17 protein-coding genes and 1 pseudogene are annotated in these 20,630 nt (G+C 63.4%); 8 read left to right on the top strand and 10 right to left on the bottom strand.

Annotation, left to right across the window (positions count from 1 at the left end; translation table 11 throughout):
* The first annotated feature begins 24 nt into the window (after window positions 1-24).
* On the top strand, window positions 25-447 hold the full coding sequence (locus J5J83_RS13555) for a hypothetical protein (RefSeq protein ID WP_212349959.1): 423 nt from the start codon (window positions 25-27) through the stop codon (window positions 445-447).
* 198 nt (window positions 448-645) lie between these two features.
* Window positions 646-1,956: a diguanylate cyclase gene (locus tag J5J83_RS13560; RefSeq protein WP_212349962.1), complete on the top strand. Its 1,311-nt coding sequence runs from the start codon at window positions 646-648 to the stop codon at window positions 1,954-1,956.
* A 70-nt stretch (window positions 1,957-2,026) separates the two neighbouring features.
* Here J5J83_RS13560 and J5J83_RS13565 read toward each other — a convergent pair whose 3' ends face one another.
* The 6 genes from J5J83_RS13565 to J5J83_RS13590 all read right to left on the bottom strand — a co-directional run bounded on the left by J5J83_RS13565 (window position 2,027) and on the right by J5J83_RS13590 (window position 12,206).
* Window positions 2,027-3,334, bottom strand: coding sequence for an MATE family efflux transporter (locus J5J83_RS13565; RefSeq protein WP_212349964.1), 1,308 nt, complete (start codon window positions 3,332-3,334; stop codon window positions 2,027-2,029).
* Window positions 3,335-3,424: 90 nt separating this feature from the next.
* The gene (locus J5J83_RS13570; protein WP_212349967.1) at window positions 3,425-6,865 is read right to left on the bottom strand and encodes a PAS domain-containing protein; all 3,441 of its coding nucleotides are present in this window, start codon (window positions 6,863-6,865) and stop codon (window positions 3,425-3,427) included.
* Between the two features lie 80 nt (window positions 6,866-6,945).
* Window positions 6,946-8,871: an EAL domain-containing protein gene (locus J5J83_RS13575; protein ID WP_212349969.1), complete on the bottom strand. Its 1,926-nt coding sequence runs from the start codon at window positions 8,869-8,871 to the stop codon at window positions 6,946-6,948.
* 2 nt (window positions 8,872-8,873) lie between these two features.
* On the bottom strand, window positions 8,874-9,407 hold the full coding sequence (locus J5J83_RS13580; protein WP_212349971.1) for a YfiR family protein: 534 nt from the start codon (window positions 9,405-9,407) through the stop codon (window positions 8,874-8,876).
* Window positions 9,408-9,418: 11 nt separating this feature from the next.
* The gene (locus J5J83_RS13585) at window positions 9,419-11,428 is read right to left on the bottom strand and encodes a TonB-dependent receptor (RefSeq protein WP_212349973.1); all 2,010 of its coding nucleotides are present in this window, start codon (window positions 11,426-11,428) and stop codon (window positions 9,419-9,421) included.
* A gap of 121 nt (window positions 11,429-11,549) precedes the next feature.
* Window positions 11,550-12,206, bottom strand: a complete 657-nt coding sequence (locus J5J83_RS13590; protein WP_249115718.1) for a c-type cytochrome — start codon at window positions 12,204-12,206, stop codon at window positions 11,550-11,552.
* Window positions 12,207-12,472: 266 nt separating this feature from the next.
* On the opposite strand from J5J83_RS13590, the gene cutA reads away from it, so the two are divergent.
* From cutA to nusB, 6 genes are all read left to right on the top strand, one after another.
* Complete coding sequence (cutA, locus tag J5J83_RS13595; protein ID WP_212349975.1) at window positions 12,473-12,808, top strand: divalent-cation tolerance protein CutA; 336 nt, start codon at window positions 12,473-12,475, stop codon at window positions 12,806-12,808.
* Between the two features lie 14 nt (window positions 12,809-12,822).
* Window positions 12,823-14,655 carry a protein-disulfide reductase DsbD gene (gene dsbD / locus J5J83_RS13600; protein WP_212349977.1) on the top strand — a complete coding sequence of 611 codons (1,833 nt, stop codon included), beginning with the start codon at window positions 12,823-12,825 and terminating at the stop codon, window positions 14,653-14,655.
* Window positions 14,656-14,760: 105 nt separating this feature from the next.
* Window positions 14,761-15,378 carry a riboflavin synthase gene (locus tag J5J83_RS13605; RefSeq protein ID WP_212349979.1) on the top strand — a complete coding sequence of 206 codons (618 nt, stop codon included), beginning with the start codon at window positions 14,761-14,763 and terminating at the stop codon, window positions 15,376-15,378.
* A 20-nt stretch (window positions 15,379-15,398) separates the two neighbouring features.
* Window positions 15,399-16,487, top strand: coding sequence for a bifunctional 3,4-dihydroxy-2-butanone-4-phosphate synthase/GTP cyclohydrolase II (gene ribBA / locus J5J83_RS13610; RefSeq protein ID WP_212349981.1), 1,089 nt, complete (start codon window positions 15,399-15,401; stop codon window positions 16,485-16,487).
* Window positions 16,488-16,533: 46 nt separating this feature from the next.
* Entirely contained in the window at window positions 16,534-17,004 is a 471-nt protein-coding gene (gene ribH / locus J5J83_RS13615; RefSeq protein ID WP_212349983.1) for a 6,7-dimethyl-8-ribityllumazine synthase, read from the top strand.
* Window positions 17,001-17,450: a transcription antitermination factor NusB gene (gene nusB, locus J5J83_RS13620; RefSeq protein WP_212349985.1), complete on the top strand. Its 450-nt coding sequence runs from the start codon at window positions 17,001-17,003 to the stop codon at window positions 17,448-17,450. Before ribH ends, nusB begins: the two co-directional genes overlap by 4 nt.
* Window positions 17,451-17,521: 71 nt before the next feature.
* Here nusB and J5J83_RS13625 read toward each other — a convergent pair whose 3' ends face one another.
* The 4 genes and pseudogenes from J5J83_RS13625 to J5J83_RS23005 form a co-directional block, all read right to left on the bottom strand.
* A complete protein-coding gene (locus J5J83_RS13625; RefSeq protein WP_212349987.1) occupies window positions 17,522-18,865 on the bottom strand; it encodes a DEAD/DEAH box helicase in 1,344 nt (447 codons plus the stop codon).
* A gap of 447 nt (window positions 18,866-19,312) precedes the next feature.
* Window positions 19,313-19,738: an HU family DNA-binding protein gene (locus J5J83_RS13630; RefSeq protein WP_282959129.1), complete on the bottom strand. Its 426-nt coding sequence runs from the start codon at window positions 19,736-19,738 to the stop codon at window positions 19,313-19,315.
* Complete coding sequence (locus tag J5J83_RS13635; RefSeq protein ID WP_212349991.1) at window positions 19,735-20,421, bottom strand: hemerythrin domain-containing protein; 687 nt, start codon at window positions 20,419-20,421, stop codon at window positions 19,735-19,737. Before J5J83_RS13635 ends, J5J83_RS13630 begins: the two co-directional genes overlap by 4 nt.
* A gap of 75 nt (window positions 20,422-20,496) precedes the next feature.
* A pseudogene (locus J5J83_RS23005) lies at window positions 20,497-20,630 on the bottom strand (ABC transporter ATP-binding protein); the annotation flags it as partial.

Here is a 20,630-nt window from a genome sequence, read left to right on the forward strand (position 1 = left end):
CATACAACAGAAGGAACCGATCCGATGTTCAATGCAAGCCGCGATACGCCCTCCTCACCGCAACATCTCGATGCGCTCATCGACACATTGCGACACGGCATCGTCCATCACCTTGCCACCGGAAGCCCCCGGTCCGCGCAGAGCAGTCGACAAGCACTGGACAGCCTCGGTGCGCTCCTCGAGCAGGGCGGGCGTACGGCCGCCTGTGGCGGCGGCAATATCGAACACCAGCCCGCGCTTGCCGAATTGCTCGTACTGCTTTCGCGCCAGGCGATTGCCACCCCGCAGTCCGACGCGCGACGCATCGCGCGCAGCCTCGAAGCGCTCAGCCACAGCGCCGACATCGGTATGGGAAGCGTGCTGCGCGCACGCATCGTTGAACTGGCAGAGGAGTGGCGACTGCGCGAGCGCCGCGCGGGCGACCTCGAACGCGACCACCGGGAATAGACCGCCAGTACGACTACCGCACCACAGTCCGAATCCGGCACGCGACGCGACAACGGCCAGGACGTACGCGCCACCGTACGCACAATCCCGATCACATGCGACAATATTCCGACTCATCCGCCAGGGCATGACCAGGCAATATGCGGCCCTGACCTCAAACACCGCAAAAGATGGTGAAGCTTACATAGAGACGCCCCAATGTCATTTCTTCGCTCGAGCAGCGGCCTCGCCCTGCGCCTCAAGTTCAACCTCGTTCTGGTGGTCACTTTCCTGATCAGCATCCTGGGGGCCGGCGTCTACTATTACAACTTTCTGGAACAGGTTGCCTTTTCCGATGTTCGCCATGACTCGGACGTGCTGATGGAAACCGCGCTGGCGATCCGCAGCTACACCACGGATCAGATCAAGCCGCACCTCGACCCGCTCAATGCCGACCAGTTCCTGCCGCAGACCGTCCCCGCCTTTGCCGCCGTCGAAACCCTCCGCCGCCTCTCAAGCCGCTATCCGGGCTACGAGTACCGTGAGACGACGCTCGATTCGACCAATCCGCGCAACATGGCAAACCCGTGGGAGAGCAAGCTGATTGATGAACTGGCTGCCGCACAGGCCAAGGCGCCGCAGGACGAGATCGAACGCTCGGGCATCTACGGCACCGGCGTCAAACGCGCCCTGTATGTCGCACGCCCCATCACCATCACTCAAGCAAGCTGCCTGAGTTGTCACGGCACGCCCGAGGTTGCGCCGACGAGCATGATCAAGCTCTACGGCAGCGGCGGCGGCTACGGCTGGCAGATGGGACAAACGGTGGGCATGCAGATCGTCAAGGTACCGATGCTGTATCCGCTCGAAAAGGCTCGCACCACGTTCAATTCGTTCATGCTGTCCTTGCTCGCGATCTTCGGCCTGATGTTCGTCGGGCTCAATCTTGCGCTGTCGTCTGTCGTCATCGAGCCCATGGCAAGACTCAACAGACGACTCGAAGCGCTGGCCACGACGGACTTCCTTACCGATCTGGTCAACCGGCGCCGCTTTTTCGAACGCCTCGAGTCGGAGATGTCGGAAGCACGCGTGCGCGGCACCAGCCTGTCGGTCGTCATGTTCGACCTCGATTTTTTCAAGCGCATCAACGACACCTTCGGCCACGACAGTGGCGACATGGTGCTCAAACGCACTGCGGTGCGCGTGCGCGAATTGCTGCGCAGCTCGGACTGCGCGGCGCGCTTCGGCGGCGAAGAGTTCATGATCCTGTTGCGCGAGACGCCGATCGAAGCGGCCATGGTCATGGCCGAAGCCGTACGCGCCAAGATCGCGAACGTTCCCTTCGATGTCGTCGGCACGGTCAGCGCAAGTTTCGGCGTGGCGCAGTGGAACCACGAGGAAGATGCCCATGCACTCATCAACCGGGCAGACCGCGCGCTGTATCAGGCCAAGGAGAGTGGGCGCAACAAGGTGGTGCGCGCCGCCAATGACGCCGTTCGCCGCGTACTGGTGAGCGACGGGGCCTCATGACCGACGACAACGGCCGGATCCCGGCACTGAAAACGAATCCCCGGGATCGGCACGTGCCGGAAGCCGTGCCTCAGTCGCCCCTTGCCAACGCCGGGTAAAACCATGCGAGCGACAGCGTGCGTGCGAGGTAATTCACATACAGTGCCGCCCACAACCCATGGTTGCCCCACGGCAACAGCGCCCACCAGGCCAGCAGGAAGGCCGCAAGCGACACCAGCATGGCGTTGCGCATGTCGACGCTGCGAGTGGCGCCGATGAAGATGCCGTCGAGCTGAAATGCGAGCACACCCGCCAGCGGCGCCAGCGCTGCCCACGGCAGATAGACCCGTGCAGCAGACCGGGTCGCCGGATCGCTGGTCAGCACATCCACGACCCAGGCCCCGGCAAGGAAATAGACGAGGCTGATCATCAGCGCAATACCTGCTGCCCACGCGGTGGTGAGGCGAACCGCGGCCGAGAACGCGGCACGATCGCGGGCGCCCAATGCACGCCCGACCAGCGCTTCCGCGGCAAATGCGAGGCCGTCGAGAAAATAGGCGCTGATCGATACGAACTGCATCAGCACCGCGTTGGCCGCCAGCGTCACGTCGCCACTGCGTGCGCCCTGGGCCATGAACCAGACAAAGACGAAGATCAGCGCCAGCGAACGGATCATGATGTCGCGATTGACCGCCAGCGTGTCGCGCAGCCGATCGCTCAGCGTCAGCCTGGGCCGACGAAACCGGGCACCATGACGCCGCATGTAGCGGACCGCGACGATCAGACCGACCACTGCAGCACCGTACTCGGCACACAGGGTACCAAGCGCCACGCCGCGCACGTCGAGATCCAGCCCAAGCACGAAGAACGCATCGAGCGCCACGTTGACCAGATTCAGGACGAGCTGCAGCACGAGGCCGATGTCGGTCCGGCCCAGCCCGATGAACCAGCCCAGCAGCGCATAGTTGGCCAGCGTCGCCGGCGCGGCCCAGATACGGATATCGTAGTAGCTGCGCGCCAGCGCTTCGACCTTGTCACTGCCTTCGAGCAAGCTGAAGGCAACGGCGCGGATCGGTGCCTGCAGCACGATCAGTGCAACACCGACCGCGGCAGCAATCGACAGCGCACGCCCCAGGCCGGCCACCAGTTCATCCGTATCTCCGCGCCCGAGCGCCTGCGCCGTCAGGCCGGTAGTGCCCATGCGCAGGAAGCCGAAGGCCCAGAAGACGAAGGTGAATACCAGCGCGCCGAGCGCGACAGCGCCAATATAGGCCGGATCGGCTATGCGCCCGACCACGGCGGTGTCGACCACGCCAATCAGCGGCGTGGATACGTTTGAAAGCACCACCGGAAAGGCGATGCGGAGAACCCGGCGGTGGTCCATTGCAGCGTGGGACACTAGGGAACGCGGTGGCAGTTGAGGGGTGCTAGCCTAACCGCAGCCGCCTGCGGGGGAAAGCTCAATCAGCACTTCGTAAACGGTCGGCGATCAGAGGATGCCCGACCACATGCACACCCGGTTTCGCCCTCCCTCCTTGGCTTCATAGAGGGCCTGGTCGGCCCGCGCGAGCATGCTCTCGGCTTGAGCACCGTCAAATACGGCCAGGCCGATACTGATCGTGATCTGGATCGGCCCGCTGTCATGATCGAGCGGCGCATTGCACACCGCCCGCCGCAAGCGTTCCGCAAGACCGAAGGCACTCTCGTTCGACGTGCCACGCAACACGATGGCAAACTCTTCGCCGCCCAGGCGCCCGGCGACATCGTCCCGCCTCAGCACCCGGGTGATCACGTCCGCAAGATGCTTGAGCACACGATCGCCCACCGGGTGACCGTAGCGGTCGTTAACCCGCTTGAAGTGGTCGATATCGAGCATCAGCAGCGCACCGGGATGCCCGTCCTGACTCGGCTGGCCGGCAACGGTACGCTCGAGTTCGGCCATGAAGCTGCGACGATTGGACAGCGCGGTCAGCGGGTCGGTGGCCGCGAGGGACGCGAGCTTTTTCTCGTAGAGCTTGCGCCCGGTAATATCGCGCACCAGCCAGACATGGCCCAAACGCGCCTCACCATGCAGCAGCTTCACCCAATCGACCTCGAACGACTGTCTGCCCGCGGCGTCCACCTCGAAGGTATGGACCAGCCCGTCCTGCAGTTCAGCATCCAGTTGCAGCCATTTCAGGTCGAGCGCGGGAAATTGCTCACACACCGATTGCCGGGTCATGCCCGCCAGAGCGGACGCGGGTAACGGAACCGACAGCAATTCACACAGCCCCTGATTGGCCATCACAATCCGATCGGCGGCATCCTCCAGCAACACGCCGCCGGGAAAACGTTCGAGCAGTGCCGTCAGGCGCGTGCGCTCTGCAATGAGCGCCGCTTCCGCCGCCTTGCGCTCGGTGATATCCACCAGGGTCCACAGCATCTCGCTGTCGGGCTGCTCGCGGTCGAGCGGTGTGCCATGCATGTCGAACCATCGTGTCATGCCACCGGCGTCGCGCAGCGGATATTCGAAACGGCTGTACCCCTGTTCGCGCAGAGGCTTGATGTTCTCACCCATGGCCTGCCACGAAGCATCGCTGACATGCAGCGTGCGCAAGCTCACCCCCTGCAGCGAATCCCCCGCTCGCGCGAAGATCTGATGTGCCCGCACATTGGCGTAGCGGACATGTCGATCCGCGGACGAAAGCACAATTGCGGCCGCATTCTGGTCGAGCAACGCGCGCCTGAACTGGTTGGCGGCCACCCTTTGCGTGACATCGGTGATGGTGCCGATCATTCTTTTCGGGCCGCCGTCTTCGCGGCCGACGACACTTCCCCGCCACTCGATCCAGAGCCAGTCCCCCGAACCGTTCTGCACCCGGAACTCTTCGGTGGCTACATCGTCCGGCCGAAGGCGGATCTGATTGCTCAGGCTTGAGCGGACGCGCATCTGGTCTCTGGGATGAACGAGCGCCATGAACGCCTCGTAAGTCGGCTCCACCGCGCCTTCGGTGTATCCCATCATGGCGTGACAGCGCGCATCCCACTGCATCCGCCCTGTGTCGAGATCCCATTCCCACAGCCCGTCCTGCACCGCAGCCACGGTCAGGCGCAGACGCTCCTCGCTCTGGCGCAGAGCGTCGGCTGCGGCATGTGCATCGCTCACATCCTGGATATAGCCGTGCCACAGGGTACCCCCTTCCGCAGTGCGCTCCGGATTGGAAAGGCCGAGCAGCCAGCGCACCCGCCCGTCTGCCAGGCACACGCGATACTCGCACCGCCAGATCGACAAATCGGCAGCCGACTCACGAATGGATGCCTGCACCTTCTGCAGGTCGTCGGGATGTATGACCCCGAACACCTTGTCGGCAGAACGCGTGGCCTCCTCGGGCGAAACGCCGTAGATGTCGACGATCCCCGGACTGGCATACGGAAAGCAGGCACTGCCATCGCTGCGTTCGAGATACTGGAAAACCAGTCCGGGCACCTGTGCGACGAGCTTGGACAGTCGCGCTTGCAGATCGCGCTCACGCGCCTCGGCCTGCTTGCGCTCGGTAATATCGAGGTGCGTGCCGACCATCCGTAGCGGTGCGCCGTTCTCGTCCCGTGCCACGACCTGGCCCCTGCTATGCACCCAGATCCAGCGCCCGTCGCGGTGACGCAGGCGGTAATCGGCTTCGTAGTGCTCGCACTCGCCTCGAAAATAGGCCTGCAACGCGGCCTGCGCCTCTTCCCAGTCCTCGGGATGCGCAAGCTTGGACAGCACATTGATGTCATGCTCCGCTTCATCGCCCGCGTAGCCAAGCATCAGCGCCCAGCGTGCGTTGCCCAGGATTCTGCCGCTCGGCAGATCCCAGTCCCATGAGCCGAGATCGCCGCCTTGCAAGGCGAGTTCCAGGCGTTCACGGATCTCATTCAGGTTGGCAAAGTCACGCCGCTTCTGCCTGAACAGCCAGGTAATCCAGACTGCGGCCAGTACGAGCAGCGCAGAACCGAACGCGTTATGCAGGACCGACGCATCGATGGCCTCCGCGGCCCCGGCCATCGCCTTGCCCTTGTGCAGCCCGAGGCTGACCACCAATGGAAAATACGCCACGCGCCGCCAGGCGTAGAAGCGCTCCACACCGTCGACGGCGGCAATCGCGTCGTAGCTGCCGTGTTCCATGTCAGGAATGCGAATGAACGGCCGGGTGTCGGGCACGCGCGTGCCCAGTACTTCATGGAGCCGTTGCGAGCGGGTCAGGTAGGCGCCGTCAGTGCGCAACAGCGCCACTACGTCACCCGGTTCGGGGAAGATCTGGCGGAATGACTGCGCGAGATACTCGGGCGAGATCGAGATCACAACTACACCGACAAATGCCCCCTCTTTCATGACAGGCCGGGAAAACTGCACCGACCAGCGCTGCGATACGCGTCCGAATACCGCATGACTGATGTAGAGCGCAGGCATGATGCCCGCGCCGTGCACCTTGAAATGCTCGCGATCGGCGATCGATACCCGAGCCTTTCGCCCTTCGGGCAGGCCGAGGCTGGAGAACGCCATATTCCCGCTCGCGTCGGCCACGCTGACCTGAACCAGCGCGCCTTCAGGCAAGGCGGCCGTCGCCTCGTCGAGGACCTGGCGCAGGCGGGCTTCGTCACCCGCGGACCAGGCCAAGGCCATGTTGCGCGCGATATGGTCGATGTCGCGCGTCATCGATTCAACCTGGGCCGCGAGCGCCTGCGCGGTCTGCATCCCGCGCAGACGCGCCTGGTCTTCGGCATCGGCGAGATGGCGATGGTTCGACTGCAGCAGGAAGGCCCAGTAGATGAGCAATGCCACGAGCAGGACCGCCCACCCGGCCACCACGCGCGCAGACAGGAGGTACCCGGTCGCGGCCAAACCCCTCACCGGGTGCCCGCTCAGATCGCTTTCGACCATCGGATGCGATGTTGCTTTGGATATAGACATGGTTGGCCGCATGTTAGCCGAGGCGGTTCTAGCCTTCCATGCGATATGACGCGGCGACACGCAAGTCGATGGCGCAGTTCTCAGCCCGGCTGAACGGCCCGAACGCCGCCCGCAACCCGATTGCGCTGCCCCAGATAGTCGGCGAGTTCGCTCGCCGGCATCGGCATGCCCAGCAAGTACCCCTGCAGTACGTCGCATTCGTGGCGAAGCAGAAAGTCTGCCTGGGCCTCGGTCTCGACACCTTCCGCGACCACCGAGATCCCCAATGCGTGCGCCATCTGGATAACGGCGATGACGATGGCGGCGTCCTCGGCATCGTCCGGCAGCGCCCGTACAAAGCATTGGTCGACTTTCAATGTGGTCACGTCGAAGCGCTTCAGGTAGCCCAGCGACGAATAGCCGGTCCCGAAATCGTCGATCGACAGCTTGAAACCTGCCAGACGGAAGGCCTCGAGCACGCTGGCGCCGCGCGCGTCGGTCAACGCGCTCTCGGTGAGTTCGAATTCGAACTGGCTGACCGATTCGCCATGGGCTGCCAACATGCTGCAAAAGCGCTCCACCAGGGCTGGCCCCTGAAGCAACTGCAGCGATGACACGTTGACGGCCACGCTGGCCAGTTCGAAACCGGCGCAGCGCAGCCCGGCAAGGTCCCTGCAGATCCGCTCCAGCAGGCGGTCTCCCAACGCGGTGATCAGGCCGGTACGCTCGGCCACCGGAATGAAGTCGGCAGGCGAGACCGGCCGACCATCCGGCAGACACCAGCGCGCCAGCGCTTCGACGCCCACCACTTGCCGCGTCCGCGCGCACAATTTGGGCTGATAGGCCACCCACAGGCCGCCGTCTTCCTTCGCCAGCGCCTGGCGCAACTCGGACTCGAGACGCAACTCCTGTCTCACCTTGCCGTCGATCGATTCGGAGAAAAACTGAAAGCGGTTCTTTCCCTGCGCCTTGGCGACGTACATCGCCATGTCGGCATGGCGCAGCAGGGCGGCGGGATCGCCACCGTCACCCGGCATCATCGCAATGCCCACGCTGAGACCGATATGGCTCGGCGTAGGCTCGGTCGAAAACGGCCTGCCGATCACTTCGATGAGGCTTCGTGCCACTATTGCGGCGTTGTCCGGACCACCTACATCGAGCAGCACCACCGCGAACTCGTCACCGCCAATGCGGGCGACAACATCTCCAACGCGCACGGTGTGCTTCAGGCGTTGCCCGATCATCGACAACACCCGGTCACCGACTTCATGGCCAAAGGCGTCGTTGACCTTCTTGAAGTCATCGACATCAAGAAAAAGCAGCGCTGCCAACGTGCCACCGCTGCCAACACGGTCGACGACCTTGCGCAACTCCTGCTCGAACAGACGCCGGTTAGGCAGGCCGGTCACGTGGTCATACAAGGCGAGGCGCTCCATGCGTCGCTCCGCGCTTGCAACCTGCTTGCGCAGCCGGCGAGTCAGCCGATAGGCGAGGCTCAGTGCCACCGACGCGATGCCGAGTACCCCACCTGCGTACTCGAGCAATCGCCAGTATAAGGAACTGAAATCGACATTGAGAATCAGGGTGCCTACCGTGCTGCCATCGACCTGTACGGCCTCCCGCATCACCCCGCGCCTGAAGCCCAGCGTGGTCTCGTTCGGCACGGCGCTGGCACCGAACCTGTCGGCGTCGAGATGCGTCTCAAGCGTCGGTGGAAAGGCGGGATGATCCTCCGGCCACGATGCCAGCAGACTGCTGTCCTGGCGGTAAAGCGCGGCCGACTGGATGCGCGGTGTCAGACGGATGGCCGAGATAATCTCGCGCGCCGCGGCCGCATCGTTGAACACCACAGCTGCATTGCTGTTCTCGGCAAGGATTGCCGCTTCCGTGCTGAGCTCGTCGAGAAGGACCTGGCGTCCGACGAAATACTGATGGACGATCAGCAGCACGAACGCAATGAGTAGCGCCAGTGCTGTCGACAGCAGGCTGAGGCGATGCGCGCGCGGCGTACGAGACGTACGGGCCATGCCTACTCCCTCACCGTTCGCGCCAGTCGTAGCGCCTTTGAGCTCAGACTCAACCCGGCACGGCGCAGGGCCGGCAGGTCGACATCAAAGGTCACCCTCCCCTCGAAGAGCGCGAGGTTGACCATGACCCCTCGATCGAGAAAGCCAGGCGTATCGCCGACGAGCAGCACGCCGCCCGGCAGCGCCCCACCGCTCAAGGCAGAAAGCAGTACATCGTCCGAAGGCGCAATATAGGCAGCTTGGCAGCGTTGCAGCGCACTGGCGTCCACGCGGACCACATTGAGCTGTCGCCCCCGGATCACCCTGCGGTCCAGCGCAGCAAGCGCCCCGGCCACCGCACTGTTGCTGAAGTAGCAGACCGACAGCGCCGCATTCGGCTGCACGTCACCTCGTGGCCAGTCGACGAACAGCAACATGTTGACCAGGATGGCCGCCTTGAGATCGGGTTCGGTAGCCTGTTGCTGGGCCATCGATCGCCCGGGCAGGGCAAGAGCGGACGCAAGAACGACGGCGCAGCCGACGACGAGAATACGCATCGCAGACAAGCTCAAAGGGCCACCTGCCAGCGCACGCGGAACTGTCGCCGGTCCTGCTCGATACGGTCCTGCACGAAGGAGGACGATGCCGGGTCGGCGTAGCGCTGATCCGTGAGATTGTAGACTCCAAGGCTCCACTCGCCACACCCGACAGACGGAAGAGTCGACAGCACGACATTGAGCAGGCCATGGCCGGCAACCCGGTCCGCCTTCGACTGCCGCGACGTCATGCCTTGCCACTGCCCGGCCAGTTTCCAGCGCGTATCGACCGGCATAGAGAACACCAGCTTGCCAAGCAGTCGCGGTGAATTTTCCAGCGTACTGCCATCGTTCATCTGTGACCGCTGCCAGGCAACACTGCCGCGCAGACTGTATCCGCCAGACCAGACCTGTTCGGCGTCGAGTTCGATACCATGCGCGCGCACGCGTGGCAGATTGGCGAAGGCCCACAGACCGTCGTTTGCATCAAACTGCTCGCCAACCATGTCGTAAATGACGTTGCGATACACACTGACACCCGCCCGCCCGCTGCGGCCGAGACGGAAATCGGCAGCGAACTCCACGCTGCGCATACGCTCCGGTTCGAGCGCGGGGTTCGCCTTCTGCGCCACCCCGTCGGCGTAAAAGCGCTCATAGGCGTTGGGTGGCCGATAGGAATGCACCAGCGCCGCCTTCAGTGTCAGATCCTCGTCCGGTTGATAGATCAGCGCCAGCCGCGGCGACAGGATGGCCGCGTAGTCGCTGTGCTTGTCGTGGCGCAGGCTCAGGTTCAGCAGCCACAACGGGTGAAAGCGCCACTCGTCCTGCACGAAAACACCAAAAGTGCTCGAAGGATCGTTCGTGCGCAAGGCCTCCACATATGGTTTGCGGTCGAAATTCAGTTGTTCCAGGGTCGTGTTCCACTGCGCCTCGGTACCGAGCATCCACCGGTGCTCGGCACCAGCCATGCCCTGCAGCCGGTAATTCAGACCGCGCCAGTGGGCCACCGCCTCGTCGCGATTGGCGATCCCGCCCTCGTAGCGGTAATCACCCTGGTACAGATAGTCGCCATTGAAGATCGAGAAATGCTGCTGCCATCCGGTGCCCAGCATGCCATCGTAGGACAGTTCGACGAACCCGTTGCGATCCAGAATGTCATTGCCGGGTTCGCCGAAAACCGTGCCATAAGGCGCGCCCGGCATCGCCTTTTCGCGCACGGCGAAACTGCCGGTCAGGCGCCAGTTTCCAAAGCGCAGCTTGCCATAGGCCTTGCGGTAGCGTTCTCCATCGATGCCGCGTGCCCACCCACCATACGGGCCGCCGCCGAAGTCGCGATAATAGTGATCCTCGCCCTCGGCGCCGTAGGCGGCAAAGCCGACGAACCAGTCTCCGCCGCCGTCCAGCGCCTGCCCGGCAACCAGGCCGATTCGGCGACTCTGACCGCTGCCCGCGTCGATGCTGACTCGCGTGCCATTGACGTCGCTACCGTCGAGCATGACCAGATTGACGATCCCGAACAGCGCATTGCCGCCATAGACGGCAGACGACGGCCCGGACACGAACTCGAGCCGCTTGACCCAATCCATTTCCACCGGCGACTCATTGCCGATGAACGCCTGATCGTAAAGCGCGTCGTTGCGACGGGCGCCGTCTGTGAGCAGCACCACGCGGGAGTTGTAATCACCCGAGCGGTTGAAGCCCCTGACACCGAGATAGGTGTAATTGCGGTCGCTGCTGGTATAGACCCCGCGCACGGTGGAAAGGGCCTCGCCGATATTGCGATAGGCCTGTGTGCGCAGCTCCTCGGCTCCAATGACGGTGACCGAAGCCGGTGTGTCGGACAGGGGCTGCGCATAGCGCGTCGCGCCAATGACCTCGATGCGCAGCAGGTCGTCGAGCGGCAGCTGGGCAAGCTCGAGCTCGTCCGCTACAGGAATGGATGCGGCACCGACGTGGCACGCGAAACCGGCTGCGAGCGCACAGTAAAGTCGCCGCATCCGTACGCCGCGCAGCAGTGGTTTGTGTTCGGCATCTGCGGTCATGGTTCAAGTACCGTGGACAATGTTCGGGCTCAGGCCGAATGTGCGGCGCAGCCCGGAATGATGGTCTGCAACGGACGAACTATACCGTGACGCATTGACGCTTCGGTGCGACAGAAGCGGATTATCTGAGCCCGGAGAGGTAATCGGCAACCGCGTCGATATTGTCTTTACCGAGCAAGGTGACGGCCGCCGTCATCGGCGCATAGAAACGCTCGCCCGACTGTGTCAGATAACGCGTCAGGCTGAGACGAACGTATTCGCGTTGCTGCCCGGCCAGACGCGGAAAGGTGTCGCCGCCAAGCGCATCGGCTCGATGGCAGCGCGCGCACAGTTTGGCGAAGTACGCTTCGCCCTCCTTCGCGCGTGGCCCGGGCGCGCTCGCAGGCACCACCGGAGACGCAGCATAGAAGAGCGAAATCGCAGCCTTGTCGCGTTCGCTGAGCACTTTCATCAGGCCCTGCATGAACTCGTTCTTGCGCCTGCCGGTCAGAAAGGCATCAATCTGGGTCAGTACGTAGTCAGGATGCTGCCCGGCCAGATTTGGCACCTCGGGGTACTTGCTGATCCCCGCCTCGCCGTGGCAATTCGCACAAAAGAAAGCTGCTTTCCGGCCCTCGATCATCGCCGCCTCATGCGCGGCGGGATCCGCCGTGATCTGCGCGGTCAGCAGCTTGCCCGGCACGGCCTCAGCCGCATGCGCCGCGACTCCAGCCGTGCCGAGCGACCACAGCGACAACAGCAGGCTCACCCATATCCAACGGATATTCTCGTGAAACATGCGCCTTCTCCCTAGAACACGATAACCGCAAAGTACGCCCGCCTTCGGCCGGCACTTCATCCAACTTGCCGAAAGCAATACGTGAGTGCGCGAATATTAGTCCCGTGGGCCGAGTACGGAACGGACGGATTTCACTAATTGAATCGAAAATATGCATTTCTTGTACATGCGCGCAGAACTCGCCGAACGGGGAAAATTGACCAAAGACACATCATGCTTGCGGCGACTCTGGGACAATACGGCCATCGTTCAGTATGACCGCCGAGATGAACCAGCCCCTGATCGTCCTGACCAACCTTCCAGACACCCCTGCTGCCGAGGCGCTTGCGATGAAATTGCTCGCGGCAAACCTGGCTGCCTGCGTCAACGTTCTGGCACCCTGCACATCCTTCTATCGCTGGCGGGGTGTCGTCGAACGTGCCAGCGAGACGCCTTTGCTGATCAAGACGACTGCCGATCGCTATGCGGCACTCGAAGCAGCAATCCTGGACGCCCATCCCTACGAACTTCCGGAGATTGTGGCGGTCCCTGTCGAGCACGGTCATGCCGCTTACCTGCGCTGGCTTGCCGAGGAAACGACGCCCGACTCACCTGCTTCCTGACACGAAAGAACACGATGCAACGTCTGCTGATCCTGCTCGCCCTGCTGGCGAGCCTGTTTTCCCCGCCAGGCCGCGCGGCCGACCCCATCGAGCCGGAGAAGGCCTTTGCGATGACGGCCCGCGCGCTCGATGCGAAAACCCTCGAAGTCGTGTTCGAGGTGGCACCCGAGTATTACCTCTACGGCAGCAAGTTCCGCTTCGATGCCGAACCGGCAAGCGTGGTGCTGGGCGAACCCGATCGCCCGCCGGGCAAGATCAAGCACGACGAGTTCTTCGGCGAAGTCGAAACCTACCGCGGCACACTTCGCATCCTGATTCCGGTCAGCGCAGCGGCCGAGGTCAAGCGCTTCGTCCTGCACACCAGCAGTCAGGGCTGCTGGGACGGCGGCATCTGTTACCCGCCCACGCCCCAGTCCGCCGACATCGACCTCACCGCGAGCGCTGCCCCGACCGGCAACAGCCTGCTGCAGCGCGCACTCGATCAGACGCCGACGTCGGCGTCTGCGCCTGCATCGACGCCGCGCCCCGTGGCCTCCACTACCGCGTCGGCAGGCAGCGGGGATGAAAGCGGGCGCATCGCCGGCCTGCTCCGCAACGCCAGCGTACCGTTGGTGCTGGCGAGTTTCTTCGGCTTCGGACTGTTGCTCGCCTTCACCCCCTGCACCTTCCCGATGATTCCCATCCTGTCGGGCATCATCGTCGGTCACGGTCATCACATCTCGCGCAGCCGCGCGTTCATGCTGTCGCTCGCCTACGTACTGGGCATGGCCGTCACCTATGCGGCTGCCGGCGTCGCGGCCGGTGTCACCGGCACGCTGCTGTCGGCGGCGCTGCAGAACGTCTGGGTACTATCGGGCTTCGCGCTGGTATTCGTGGCGCTATCGCTGTCGATGTTCGGTTTCTACGAACTGCAACTCCCGTCGTCGCTGCAAAGCCGCCTGGCCGATACGGCCAGCCACAACAAGGGCGGACATCTCGGCGGCGTCGCGGCGATGGGGATACTCTCCGCACTGATCGTCGGCCCCTGCGTCGCGGCACCGCTGGCGGGCGCCCTGCTCTACATCGCACAGACGGGCGATGCCGTATTGGGCGGCGGCGCGCTGTTCGTCATGGCACTGGGCATGGGCATGCCGCTGCTGGCAGTCGGACTGGCGGCACGGTCGATCCTCCCGAAGGTGGGACCGTGGATGGAAGGGGTCAAGAAAGCCTTCGGCGTGCTCCTGCTGGCCGTCGCGCTGTGGATGTTGGCGCCGGTACTGCCCGCGCTGGCCAGCATGCTGGCCTGGGCAGCGTTGATGCTGTTCTCGGGCATCTTTCTCCATGCCATCGACCCGCTTCCGCCCGCGGCAAAGGGCTGGCAACGCTTCTGGAAGGGCGTGGGCGTCATGCTGCTGATCGGCGGTGCGGCCATGCTGGTCGGCGCACTGGCCGGCTCGCGCGATCCGCTGCAACCGCTGGCGGTGCTCCGTGCCGGAGCCACCGCGACGGCGCCCGCACCCGCATTCGAGAATGTGGGGTCGATCGCCGAACTCGACGCCCGCCTCGCCGCCACGGACCGCCCTGTGATGCTGGATTTCTACGCCGACTGGTGCGTCTCGTGCAAGGAGATGGAACGCTTTACCTTTGCCGATCCGCAAGTCGCCGAACGCATGCGCCGGATGCTGCTGCTCAAAGCCGATGTCACCGAGAACAACGACGAACACAAGGCCTTGCTCAAACGCTTCGGCCTGTTCGGCCCCCCCGGCATCATCTTCTTCGATGCTTCCGGCACCGAACGCGCCGGCCAGCGCGTAGTCGGTTTCATGGAGGCTGAAGCCTTCACCCGGGTGCTCGATCAGCTGCGGTAAGCGCTGGCGCCTGCGTCCATCGCATCACCATCGACCGCCCGAATCGCGCCGAAGCCGTCTGTTTCGCCTACAATCCCGTCTTTCCCCTTTTCCTTCAATCCCTTCATGTTCTCAGGCATCGTGGCGGCAGTAGGCCGCATTGAACACATCGAGGCCCTCGCGGACGGCGTCCGCCTGACCGTTGATACCCAGGGGCTCGACCTTGACGACGTGATCGTCGGCGACAGCATTGCCAATAGCGGCGTATGTCTCACCGTCATTGCGCGCGATGGCGCCAGGGTGAAGTTCGACGTCTCGCGCGAAACGCTGAACTGCACCGTCGGCCTGGACCAGGCCGGTGGCGAGGTGAACCTGGAAAAGGCCCTGCGCATGGCCGACCGGCTCGGCGGTCACCTGGTGACCGGCCACGTCGATGGCGTCGGTGACGTGGTCAAGTTCGAACCGGTCGGCGAAAGCCACGAACTCGTGATCCGCGCACCGGCCGCAATCGCCGGCTATATCGCGAAGAAAGGCTCTATTACGGTCAACGGGGTCAGCCTGACGGTCAACCGTGTCGAGCACCGTGATTTCTCGATCAACCTGATTCCGCACACGGTCGAGGTCACCAACCTCAAGCATCTGCGACCCGGCAGCCGGGTCAACCTCGAGATCGATCTCATTGCCCGCTACGTCGAGCGCATGCTCGCCTGGCGCACCGAAGAAGAGCAGGCGCAACGAGCCTGACACTGGAAAGGATCCCACACATGAGCGCACTGGCTCCGATTACCGACATCATCGCCGACATCAAGACCGGCAAGATGGTGATCCTCGTTGACGAAGAGGATCGCGAGAACGAGGGCGACCTCGTGATGGCAGCAGAATTCGTCACGCCCGAAGCGATCAACTTCATGGCCCGTTTCGGCCGCGGACTGATCTGCCTCACGCTCACCGAAGAGCGCTGCCGCCAACTCGGCCTGCAGCAGATGGTGCGCGACAACCGCACCCCGCACGGCACCGCCTTCACCACTTCGATCGAGGCGGCCACCGGCGTCACCACCGGCATTTCCGCCCATGACCGCGCCCGCACCGTCCAGGTTGCGGTGGCGCGCCATGCCAACGCCGACGATATCGTCATGCCCGGCCATATCTTTCCCCTCACCGCGCAGCGCGGCGGGGTGCTGATTCGTGCCGGCCACACCGAAGCCGGCTGTGATCTCGCGCACCTCGCCGGCGTCGAACCCGCAGCCGTAATCTGCGAGATCCTCAAGGACGACGGCAGCATGGCCCGCCTGCCCGATCTGATCGAATTCGGCACCGAGCACGGTCTCAAGATCGGGGCCATCCGTGATCTGATCGAGTACCGTGCCGCCACCGAACATCTGGTGGAAAAGGTCACCGAGAAGGAAGTCGAAACCCCGCACGGCCGGTTTCTGCTGTCGGCGTTCGAGGACAAGACCTCGGGCGATGTCCATTTCGCACTCTCCCGCGGCAACATCCGCCCCGAGCATGAGACGCTGGTGCGGGTGCACGAGCCGATTTCGGTGGTCGACTTCCTCGACCCCGACAGCGGACGCCACAGCTTCCCGGTCAATAGTGCGCTGGCCAGCCTTGCCGCAGCCGATGCCGGCGTCATTGTCCTGCTTTATCGTCCACAATCGGGGCGCGAACTGCTCGCCGGCCTGACCGGTGCGACCGACCGTCCGGTGAAATGGGATGCCCGTCTGTTTGGCGTCGGCGCCCAGATCCTGCGCGCACTGAACGTGGGCAAGATGCGCCTGCTGTCCAATCCGCGCAAGATTCCGAGCATGACCGGTTTCGGCCTCGAAATCACCGGCTTCGTCGACCAGGGCTGACACCCGGCCTGCCGCCCTCGACTCACCACTTGATAGAGCGAAAACCATGTCCCGTTTCGAAAACATCCACGAGTACGACATCGACCTGAATGGCAAGGGCCTGCGCGTGGCCATCGTCATGAGCCGCTTCAACCAGGACGTCTGCGAAGGCCTGCTGTCTGCCTGCACGGCGGCACTGCTCGAGCTGGGCGTATCGCCCGAACTGATCCGTATCGCGACCGTGCCCGGCGCACTGGAGATTCCGCTGGTACTGCAGAAACTCGCCGGCAGTGGCAAGTTCGATGCCCTCATCGCGCTGGGTGCCGTCATCCGCGGCGAGACTTACCATTTTGAACTCGTATCCAACGAGATGGGCGCCGCGATCACCCGCGTCGGCCTCGATAGCGGCATCCCGATTGCCAATGGCGTCCTGACCACCGAGGATGACGATCAGGCACTGGCACGCATGCAGGAGAAAGGTAGCGACTGCGCACGCGCAGCGGTCGAGATGGCCAACCTGCTGAAGGTGTTGCCATGAGCAAGATGGCCCGTCGCCGCGCACGCGAGCTTGCGCTGCAAGGCGTCTACCAGTGGCTGCTGTCGGGCAACTCGATGTTGACGGTACAAAAGCATGTCGAGTCAGAAACCGAGGATCTCGACAAGGTGGACCGGGAGCTTTTCATCAGCCTGCTGCGTGGCACGCTGGAAAACGTCGAGTCGCTGCAAGCCTCGTTTTCACCGCTGATCAGCCGCCCAGTGAATGAACTGTCGCCGATCGAACACGCCATACTGCTGCTGGGCGCTCACGAGTTGCGCAACAATCTCGAGACGCCTTACAGGGTGGTCATCAATGAAGCCATCGAACTGGCCAAGGGCTTCGGCGGTACGGATGGTCATCGCTTCGTCAATGGCGTGCTCGACAAGCTGGCGGCCAACATCCGCGCGGATGAAGTCGAAGCGGCCCGCGCCGGCAGGAAATCCTGACCCTGCCGGTGCAGGCCAGGACGAAAAAAATCCCGCCGAGGCGGGATTTTTCTTGACCGATTCGATGCGATTCAGCCGCGCGAACTACGATCGCGGCGATCGCCATGGCTGCGCTCGCTACGGCTCGACGGATGGCCGTCACGGCCACCGAAGCCGCCCCCAGGGCGACGCTCGCCGCTACCCGAGGACGGGCGACCATAACCACCACCGCCACCACCGTTGCCGAAACGGCGACCGGCGCCGGCACCCGCCGGGCGCGGACCCGACGGCTTGCGCGGCGACGGCTCCATGCCCGGAATGGTGTGCACTTCGAGACGATCGCCAGTAAAACGCTCGATAGCGCGGATCAGTCCGGTTTCGCGCGGGCCCGACAGGGTGATCGCGATGCCGTCACGACCGGCACGGCCGGTGCGGCCGATACGGTGCACATAGTCTTCGGCCTGACGCGGCGGATCGAAGTTGATCACATGGCTGATGCCGGCCACGTCGATACCGCGGGCAGCGACGTCGGTCGCGACCAGCACGCCGATACGACCCTGGCGCAGGCGATCGAGGGTGCGGTTACGCTGGGTCTGGTGCATGTCACCATGCAGCGCAGCGGCAGCAAAACCTTTTTCCTGCAGGCTCAGCGACAGCTCGTCGGCGCTGCGCTTGGTCGCGGTAAACACCACGGCCTGCTGCAGACCGTCGTGCCCCAGCAGGGCCTCGAGCAAACGGCTCTTGTGACCCATGTCGTCGGCAAACATCAGGCGCTGTTCGATCTGGCCACGATCTTCCTTGGCGACTTCGATCTCGATGCGCTGCGGGTTGCGCGTCATGCGCTCGGCCATGCGACCGACCACGCCGTCGAGCGTAGCCGAGAACAGCAGGGTCTGGCGCTTGGCCGGAGTGGCCGCGACGATGGCATCGATGTCTTCGGCAAAGCCCATGTCGAGCATGCGGTCAGCTTCGTCGAGGATCAGCACTTCGACATCGGAGAGCTTGATCTTGCGACGGTTCAGGTGGTCGAGCAGACGGCCCGGGGTGGCGACGACAACGTCGACCGGGCGCTGCAACTGCTTGACCTGAGCAAAGAAGGGCGCGCCGCCGACGAGGCAGGCGGTGTTGAGCCAGCGCAACGCCTTGCCGTAGGTTTGCACGGCTTTTTCCACTTGCTGGGCAAGTTCGCGCGTCGGGGTCAGCACCAGAACACGGGGACCAGCGCCCGGCGCCGGACGACGGTCGATGAGCTTGTGCAGCGAGGGCAGCGTGAAGGCTGCGGTCTTGCCGCTGCCGGTATGGCTCGACACCAGCAGGTCCGAACCGGCAATGGCGGCGGGAATCGCCTGCATCTGCACCGGGGTCGGGATGGTGTAGCCGGTCTGTTCAACGGCTTTGATGAGTTCATCGGCAAGGCCGAGGCTCTGGAATGTCATGATTCTTCCTGTATTGCAGGCCGGCTTGTGGCCGGACAATTTCGGATCCGAAAATTCGGACCGCAAGGCATCGCGCCGCTCCGCCACTGCGGATAGGCAGTGCGGGAGCGCCGGGGCGACAAGCGCGCGATGGGCGTGGGCCGGTCATCAGGCGAGCCTGAAGACCGCGCATCGGCACCAACCGGTTGTCACGATGCCAGTCGATCGCTAGAGCGAATGGAGTTCGGCGGGAGGTCGGGGGCGATGGGGCTGTGATTACAGTCCCTGGGGCCGGTTCGGCGGATGAATTTCCGCATCGCAACCATAAAGGCCCTGCTGCTGCATTGCACAACTTTTCGAATTATAAGGGGTTTTCGCTCTTCTGTCGAAGACTACGTTGCGTAGCGACGAAAAAAAGCGGCGCACACCGTCCGGTGCCACGCCGCCTCATGGGGTGAATCCTGGGTATTACTTGCCGTTGACAGCGGCCTTCAGCGTTGCGCCAGCGGTAAATTTGGGCACGCTGGACGCAGCGATCTCGATGGTCGCGCCCGTTTGCGGGTTGCGGCCAGTGCGGGCGGCACGCTTGGACACTTCGAAAGAGCCAAAGCCGGTGAAGGCGATCTTTTCGCCCTTAGCGAGTTGTTCAGCGACGATGTCGAGCACGGCAGACAACGCACGGTCGGCCTGGGCACGGGAAACATCCAGACGATCTGCCAGCGATTCGACGAATTCACCTTTGTTCATGCTTTTCCTCGATTTGATTGGTGTGTAGGGACTAAAGTACTTTTCTACCCGGAAGATTCTAGCACTGTCCTGCGCGCCAGCGCAGTTGGTAACACGCCAAAACAGCGTCTGGCGTGGTGTTCGCAACACGCCAGACGCATTGATCATACATTTCGACGGCCAGCGCAAGGCCTCAGGGCCAACCCGGTCAGCTCACCTGTCATCAGCGCGCGCCGCCGCGCGATCAGCGTTCGATCATCCTTGTACGGACCGCCCCCGAGTCCGATTGGCGCGGGCGCCGCCGCCACCAGGCGGGAAAAGATGCGCTTGAAGTCTTCATGCGTCTGTGGCTCACCGGTACCGCCCATGGGATCGGCATTTTCGCGGAAACCCGCTTCGGCCGCTGCCCAGTCCTCCGCAGTGAAGTGTTTTTTGACCAAGGGCAAGATCACCGTTTCCTCCAGCAGCATATGGTTGCGATAGAACTCGGCAAAATGATTGAACGCCTCTGCAAAGGCATCAAAACCATCGCGGGCGCCACTGGCGTACTGGTGCATGGCCGCCTCCAGCGCCTTGATGCGGGCATCGCCTGCCGCATGTTCCTGCTCGAGCCGCGCGATGGCATCTGCACCTTCGGTGGTGTGCCGCTTGAGCAGGGAAAAAAGATACTGATCCTCTTTCGGATGATGCTTCTTCTCGGGGTAGGCATCGAGATAGTGAACCATCGCCCGCAGCAGACGGAAGTCCGGCTGCAGGTTTCCGGCGCCGATCTCCTTGATCATGTATCGAATGGCATGAATGATCGCTGCCAGTGACTGGTGTTCGTCCTGAATGATGCGAAGGGCTTCCATGATCTTCGTCCTCGAAGCTGGTGCCGGGTCGGGCGCCCGGCGAATTCCATGTAAGACGCTGTCACCACCTGGTGATCAGGTGGCCAGCATTTCCTGGTGCTTGCCACCGAGGCCGAGATAGGCCTCGATCACGCGCGGGTCGTCCTTCAACTGCACCGCGGGCCCTTCCATCGCGATCGTGCCGGTCTCGAGCACATAGGCGTAGTCGG

It is taken from the genome of Azoarcus sp. L1K30, assembly GCF_018122735.1.
Lineage (GTDB): Bacteria > Pseudomonadota > Gammaproteobacteria > Burkholderiales > Rhodocyclaceae > Parazoarcus.